The sequence below is a fragment of the Cloacibacillus sp. genome, from assembly GCF_020860125.1.
Taxonomy (GTDB): domain Bacteria; phylum Synergistota; class Synergistia; order Synergistales; family Synergistaceae; genus Cloacibacillus.
The window spans coordinates 1-6,237 of the sequence record NZ_JAJBUX010000010.1; the positions used below are offsets into that span (position 1 = coordinate 1).

7 protein-coding genes are annotated in these 6,237 nt (G+C 53.4%); 2 read left to right on the plus strand and 5 right to left on the minus strand.

The genetic code is table 11. The annotated features are described in order from the left end of the window. Nucleotides 1-28 precede the first annotated feature (28 nt). The gene (locus LIO98_RS01330) at nt 29-520 is read left to right on the plus strand and encodes a radical SAM protein (RefSeq protein ID WP_291952559.1); all 492 of its coding nucleotides are present in this window, start codon (nt 29-31) and stop codon (nt 518-520) included. 145 nt (nt 521-665) lie between these two features. Here the strand turns inward: LIO98_RS01330 and LIO98_RS01335 are convergent, their stop codons facing one another. The 5 genes from LIO98_RS01335 to LIO98_RS01355 form a co-directional block, all read right to left on the minus strand. After that, nucleotides 666-815 (minus strand): hypothetical protein, encoded by a 150-nt coding sequence (locus tag LIO98_RS01335; protein WP_157102350.1) that lies wholly within the window; start codon nt 813-815, stop codon nt 666-668. A 225-nt stretch (nt 816-1,040) separates the two neighbouring features. Further along, nucleotides 1,041-1,205, minus strand: coding sequence for a hypothetical protein (locus tag LIO98_RS01340; RefSeq protein ID WP_291952564.1), 165 nt, complete (start codon nt 1,203-1,205; stop codon nt 1,041-1,043). Nucleotides 1,206-1,399: 194 nt separating this feature from the next. Further along, nucleotides 1,400-1,552, minus strand: a complete 153-nt coding sequence (locus LIO98_RS01345; protein WP_291952566.1) for a hypothetical protein — start codon at nt 1,550-1,552, stop codon at nt 1,400-1,402. Nucleotides 1,553-1,912: 360 nt separating this feature from the next. Continuing rightward, on the minus strand, nt 1,913-2,917 hold the full coding sequence (locus LIO98_RS01350; protein ID WP_291952568.1) for a proline racemase family protein: 1,005 nt from the start codon (nt 2,915-2,917) through the stop codon (nt 1,913-1,915). Between the two features lie 145 nt (nt 2,918-3,062). Beyond that, on the minus strand, nt 3,063-5,165 hold the full coding sequence (locus LIO98_RS01355) for a mechanosensitive ion channel domain-containing protein (RefSeq protein WP_291952571.1): 2,103 nt from the start codon (nt 5,163-5,165) through the stop codon (nt 3,063-3,065). Between the two features lie 155 nt (nt 5,166-5,320). Here LIO98_RS01355 and LIO98_RS01360 point away from each other — a divergent pair, with 155 nt between their 5' ends. Next, nucleotides 5,321-6,211 carry a LysR family transcriptional regulator gene (locus tag LIO98_RS01360; RefSeq protein ID WP_291952573.1) on the plus strand — a complete coding sequence of 297 codons (891 nt, stop codon included), beginning with the start codon at nt 5,321-5,323 and terminating at the stop codon, nt 6,209-6,211. Nucleotides 6,212-6,237: the final 26 nt, after the last annotated feature.

Sequence of the window (6,237 nt, forward strand, 5' to 3'; positions counted from 1 at the left end):
CGCCTTCTAACTGGGCGGCATCGGGAACATGGGGGGCGCTTATACCTACAACGAACCGCTCGTCGGCTGGGAATTTGTACGCGACTGCGCCGCCGAGGTAAAAAAACGCGGGCTGAAAAACGCCGCCGTCACCAACGGCTCCATCTCGGCGGAGACGCTCTCTGAACTGCTGCCCTACATCGACGCCTACAACATCGACCTCAAGGGCTTCACACACGAATACTACCGTAAGCTCGGAGGCGATCTGGAGGCGGTCAAAGAGTTCATAAAGAAAGCCGCCGCCGGAGCCCACGTCGAACTGACGACCCTCATCGTACCGGAGGAAAACGACGGCGCCGATGAAATGGCGGCGCTCTCCGCCTGGGTCGCCTCAGTCGACAGGAAGATCCCCCTCCATCTCACACGCTTCTTCCCCCGCAGACTCATGCGCGACAGAAAGCCCACGGAGACGGCGTTGCTGCGCCGATTGGCGGAAATCGCGGCTAAACGGCTCAACACCGTCGTCCTGGGGAACATCTAGCGCAAAAAATACATATTCCGCCTTTGCGCAAGGCATACAAAAAGTGCGGCAGGTAAATCCTGCCGCACCTATCTAAAGGGAGAGGGTATAGTCTGTGAGTGGGGACAGACTCGTAAACTCTTTCTTTATATGACGTGCAAAGCTCTTACATCGCCTTCGCGGCTACCTTAGCGCCCTCTTTTTCTTTTCCGTAATCGCGCCAAACTTCGCCAATTTCCATAACGACCGCAAAGACAAGGCTGCCGACCGCTGTAAAGACGGTGATCCCATACATAAACATTTCTCCATATGCCATTGTGACAACCTCCTCAGGATGTACTATATTTAAAATCTTCGGAATCGGCCGTTCCTGATGGCATTAATAATATCAGCCCTTTATAGATTAGTAAAACGACAAAAATAGATATGTGACATGAAAAAATATCATGTTTGCTGGGATAAAAAAAGAAGCGGCGGAGAAACCTCCGGCGCGCCTACTTTAAAGAAAGGAGGAGCAAAATCCGCCGCGCGGGGACAGACGTCAAACCGAATGCAGCTGCCTCCGCGCGCCTGCCATCCCGGACTCTTTTTCATCACAGTGACCGCCGCTCCATATTTCCCGCACCACCATCACTGCCGCAAAACAAAAGCTGCCGGCCGCCGTAAAGGCGGTAAGTGCTATCAACATGATCTCCGCAAATGTCATTGTGACGACCTCCTCATATACCGCTGAATTTTATTATTTATGAATCACTTGTTCCTTATGGCTAAATGATATCAACCCTTTATAAATTAGTAAAACGACAAAAACAGATATGTAGTATGAAAAAATATCATGTATAAAAATACAAAAAAAGTGCGGCCGCAAGGGCCGCGCCTCTTCCCTGGGAGGAATGTCTATTAACAACCGGCTCTCTGTGCCTCGGTCTGTGGGACCGCCGTTCCAGCCGGTTCGCTCCAAATTGTCGCCTTCAGCATATACAGCGCGAATACGGCGGAGACCAGTGCCGTAAACCCCATCGTGCTCATCAGAATTATCTCACCTAACGGCATCACAATTACCTCCTTCGTCTGCCTTCGTTGTGCGCAGAGTATAGCCAAGAGGCGATAGATAAGTAAATCAAAATATTTCTCTATTTCACTATCGGCACGTAATTTTACCTAGATGAAAAAATCCTGTTTCCAAGCGGTTTTATCGGCCTTCTACAAACGAACCGCCGGCAATATATGGCACAGGCCAATATCAGCGGCGGTTTTCGGCGCGAAAGCCGATAATTACATTCTGATAGTTATTTTTTTATATAAATACTTACATAAACTTGATATAAAAAGCGCAGCGGCCCCGGCGCGAGAGAAGGTTCTTGCCCGCCGGAGCCGCTTTCGCGGAGAAATTACGCAATATTGCCCATTCGATTAGTGAAGAAGAAAACCCGGAAGTAAAGGATCGCTCTCATGGCTGATGAGCCAGTTGAATCCGATGATGTTCGCGCTGCCTTTGATAAAGGGGATGATCGAGCGAAATTCTCCGATCATCGGCCCCTCCTCGTAATGCCCCTCAAAAATGGTGCCGAGGATGCTCTCGTGAAAAAAGGGCTCATTGGGCGAGAGCTCGCCTTTGTCGGCGAGCAGCGCCATCTTGGCGCAGGTGCCGGTGCCGCAGGGCGAGCGGTCCACGTTGCAGGTACCGAAGACGACGCAGTTGCGGGCATGCTCCCCCTCCCGGTGCAGCCCAAACTCCGCGAGCAGGATCTTATTATTCATCGGTATCTGCGGGTGGCGCACCGTATGCTGCCTGTTGGCCTCCTCCATCACCTCGACGCCGAGCTTGATCAGGCGCGCTGACTCCTGCGGCACCAGATCAAGGCCGAAGTCCGCAGCGTCCAGGATCGCGAAAAAGCTGCCGCCGAAGCAGACGTCAAACTTCACCGTCCGCCCGAGCGATGGAAGAAAGAGGTCGAGGCCGCGCGCGTATACGAAAGAGGGGACGTTCTGCAATGTCGCGCTGACAGCCTCGCCATTTACGACCTCGACCTTAAGCGTGACGAGGCCCACAGGAGTGTCGAGTTTAACGTAAGTATAGGGCTCAAAGACCTGAACCATCTGCAGATTCACCATCGCCGAGGCGAGGCCGATCGAACCGTGACCGCACATTGAGACGCTGCCGCCCGAGTCGCAGAAGATGACGCCGGTGTCGGCCTCCTTGTGTACTGGCGGCACCATGATCGCGCCAAACATATCGGCGTGGCCGCGCGGCTCCGTCATTATAAAGCGGCGAAAATCGTTGTGATTATGGCGGAAGTCCACCCACTTCTCCGCCATCGAGGCGCCACGGAAAATCGGCGCGCCGCCGATGACGATACGGGTGGGCTCTCCGCATGTGTGCGAGTCTACTACGGCGACCATTTTGCCGATTTTCATGCTTTCATCTCCCCCTATTGTCTTCGAAATTACTTTTATAGTAACAGAGAGGGAAGATTTTAGCAACCGTAGGTTATTTTTAATTTAATAAGAAATTTATATTATAAATTAAGCTTAAATATTCAGATAGTAACTACAAAAAACACTATTCCTTGATCTTGACCTCCGTCTGCGGGAAGGGGATCTCAATATTATGCTCACGGAAGGCATCCAGGATGCTCATACGCACAGCGCTCTGCACGTTTGATTCAAAGACCTTGCTGAGGTCGATAAAGAAGAAGGCGGTAAACTTTATCGCGCTGTCCTCAAACTCCGAGAGGATGATACGGAAGGGCGGCGTCTTCAGGACGTTCGGATTTTCGCTGAGAACCTCGCGGATGATGCCCATCGCCTGAGAGACATTGCTGTCATAGGCGATCGAAACACTTATCTCCGTGCGGGAGAGAGAATTATTCAGCGTCAGATTCAGCACGGGGCTCTCCAGCACCTTGCTGTTGGGGATTATCAGGTGACGCGACTGCTGGCAGACGAGGACGGTGTTCTGCAGCGTTATCTCGGCGACGATGCCGTGCGTATCCCCGATGATCACCTCGTCGCCGATGCGCAGCTTCCTCTGAAAGAGCAGCAAAATACCGGAGAGGGTATCCCCCATGATCTTCTGCGTGCCGAGACCGATGGCGATCGCCGCCGCGCCGCCCATGAAGGCGAAGGCCGTCAGCGGGATGTGCAACATCCACAGCGTTATCAGGAAAGAGATGATAAGGCCGAAATAAAAGACGATATTCTGAATCAGCAGCGAACTATGTCGGCTCACACGTTCCGTCCTTTTCTCAAAATGCCGCCGCGTGAGCACCACGGCGTAATGGGTCGTCAGCAGGCCAAGAAGGAAGATGATCAGCGCGAGGCTGAGCTTTTTCACCGTGATCGGGTAATCGTCGATGCTCCAGATCTCCATGTCCAGCAGGCCGCCGACGTTGTCATGCCAGATAGTTTCGAACTTGTCGTCGGTGTTGGCCTCGCCGATCATACGCTCCGTCTCCGTAAGCAGCAGCTCGAACTGCCCCGACATCTCGCCCAGCAATATAATATAGGAGAGATAGCGGTTCATCCGCGCGTCAATATTCGCGCGGAACTCGTTGCGCATTGAAATCTCTTCTTTTGTCTTGAGCCAGCCGTCCTCGCCGAAACGATGCGTCACCTCCAAAGCCACACGACGCAGCCCCTGAAGATCATCGTCAACAAACTTAATATTCACGCGGCACTGTTTTATCAGCGCCTTCATCCGCGCCTGCAGCTCACGGCGTTCCTTAAGCGTCAGTTTGCCGGAGAATAAATCATCCATTAAGCGCCACGTCAGCCGCGTAGCTGAGCACATCTCGACAAAGTCAAGGACGAGCAGCGTCTCATCCTCCACCAGCTTTTGCTCCGTCGGTATCCAGTATTTAGCAAAATCCGTCTGGAACTCTACGCGGCGGCGGACCTCGCCAAGGAGTTTGTATTTGTCGTTAAGCATGACTAAGGTATTCTCCAGCAGCCGCGCCTTCTCGTCGACCCTCGCGTCAAGAATGGCGAAGTCATCCGCTGAAAAGTCGACATTCGCGCGCACATTTTTAATGATCTGCTCCAGCGTATCGATCTTTTCCTTTAGCTCAGAAAATTCCTGCCCCCCGATCTTTATATTGCTCTCGAAAAAAGTATAACTGGCGTAGCAGAGTTCAAGCTTCGCTCTGATGATAAGCAGCTCGAAGTTATATTTGAGGCGGTTCTCCGCTGAAATGGAGCTCTTCTCCCGGCAGAGGCGGTACTCCTTCTCAATCTCGCCCTTCTTCTCGCTAAGTTTACGCAGTTCCTCACGATAGCGCGCAAGGTTCTCCTGCCAGAGCATAAAAGACTGGCGGCAGTTCTCAAAATCCTCGACGACGCCCAGGTAAAAGACAAAGGAATATGGCGGCTTCGCCGCCGTCAGCTCCTTCAGCCGTGCGTCGTTAAGGGTAAAGTCATTATCAGTACCTGTGTGTAACTGTAGAAAATGGATGCTGTAGTAAGTATTGATGATCTCACTCAGCTCATATTCATAGCGAAGCACCTCGGAGACGGGGATATCATACTGCCGCGCGAGCCCCTCTTCGATATTCCGCACCCGCCTCAGGTCGCGCACGACCTGCGCGGCGCGCGCTGCCGGCTCCGTCTGATAACGCGCCAGCTCCTCGCGGATGTCGGCAAGGGTGGCGGCATTCGCCCTCCCCATAAAGAACGAAAAAATAAGCGCGGCCAGAAAAAGACAAAAACTATTCTTGCGGAGATTCATCTGCTTTACCCTGCCCCCCTCATACGACTTGGTATATTATTATATAGGCAAACGCCGCAAAAGATAATAACGCCGGACGGCGATGGAGGGCCAATATGGATACCAGAAAATACGAAGTCATCATCAAGGCCGCCGAATGCGGCAACCTTACCAAAGCGGGCGAGAGCTTCGGCTATACGCAGTCCGGAGTGAGCCACATGATAAAGGGAGTGGAGGAGGAATTCGGCTTCCGCATCTTTATGCGCGGACGCGACGGCGTGAGCCTCACCACAGAGGGCGAACGGGTCCTGCCGCTTCTGCGCGAGATAGCTAAGTGGAACGAGAGCCTCGGCCAGACCGTCAGCGCCATCAACGGCCTCATCTGCGGCACGCTGCGCATCGGTTCCTTCACAAGCATCGCCATCCACTGGCTGCCGAAGATCATCTGGCGCTTCCAGCAGGACTATCCCAACATCAACATCGACATCACGGAGGGCGGCATCAGCACCCTTGAGGAGGCTCTCGAAGAGGGCTCGGTGGACCTCACATTTATGAGCGTGCAGCCTGGACGCAGCTTCGACCGGCTGATGCTGAAAAAAGACCCCTTCCTCGCCATCCTGCCAAAGGGGCATTCGCTGGAAAAAGAAAAATCCTTCCCCCTCGAGGCCTTCAACGGCGTCGACTTCATCCTCGTCACGCGCGGCTTCGACTACGATACCAACCGGCTGCTGAAAAAATACGCCATCACTCCGAACATAAAATTCACCTCGCACGATGACCACACCGTCTTCTCGATGGTCGAAAACGGCCTCGGCGTCAGCATCCTCCCCGAGCTGGTCATGCAGAGCTACAAAGAACGCTCCGTCACCCTGCCCCTCGAGCCGGAGGTATACCGCGACATCGCCCTCTGCCTCCCCTCCTTCGCGGAGGCCTCCCCCGCAAGCCGCCGTTTCATCGAATACGTCAAAAAGATGGTCGCCCCGGATGGCAGTATACGCGACATCTAACTAACCCCACGTAAATCGGCGTTTAT

Excerpts from the sequence above, each read along its gene's own strand:
- LIO98_RS01330 (WP_291952559.1), top strand. The coding sequence starts at position 29 with ATGGGGGGCGCTTATACCTACAACGAACCGCTCGTCGGCTGGGAATTT.
- LIO98_RS01335 (WP_157102350.1), bottom strand. The coding sequence starts at position 815 with ATGGCATATGGAGAAATGTTTATGTATGGGATCACCGTCTTTACAGCG.
- LIO98_RS01340 (WP_291952564.1), bottom strand. The coding sequence starts at position 1,205 with ATGACATTTGCGGAGATCATGTTGATAGCACTTACCGCCTTTACGGCG.
- LIO98_RS01345 (WP_291952566.1), bottom strand. The coding sequence starts at position 1,552 with ATGCCGTTAGGTGAGATAATTCTGATGAGCACGATGGGGTTTACGGCA.
- LIO98_RS01350 (WP_291952568.1), bottom strand. The coding sequence starts at position 2,917 with ATGAAAATCGGCAAAATGGTCGCCGTAGTAGACTCGCACACATGCGGA.
- LIO98_RS01355 (WP_291952571.1), bottom strand. The coding sequence starts at position 5,165 with ATGGGGAGGGCGAATGCCGCCACCCTTGCCGACATCCGCGAGGAGCTG.
- LIO98_RS01360 (WP_291952573.1), top strand. The coding sequence starts at position 5,321 with ATGGATACCAGAAAATACGAAGTCATCATCAAGGCCGCCGAATGCGGC.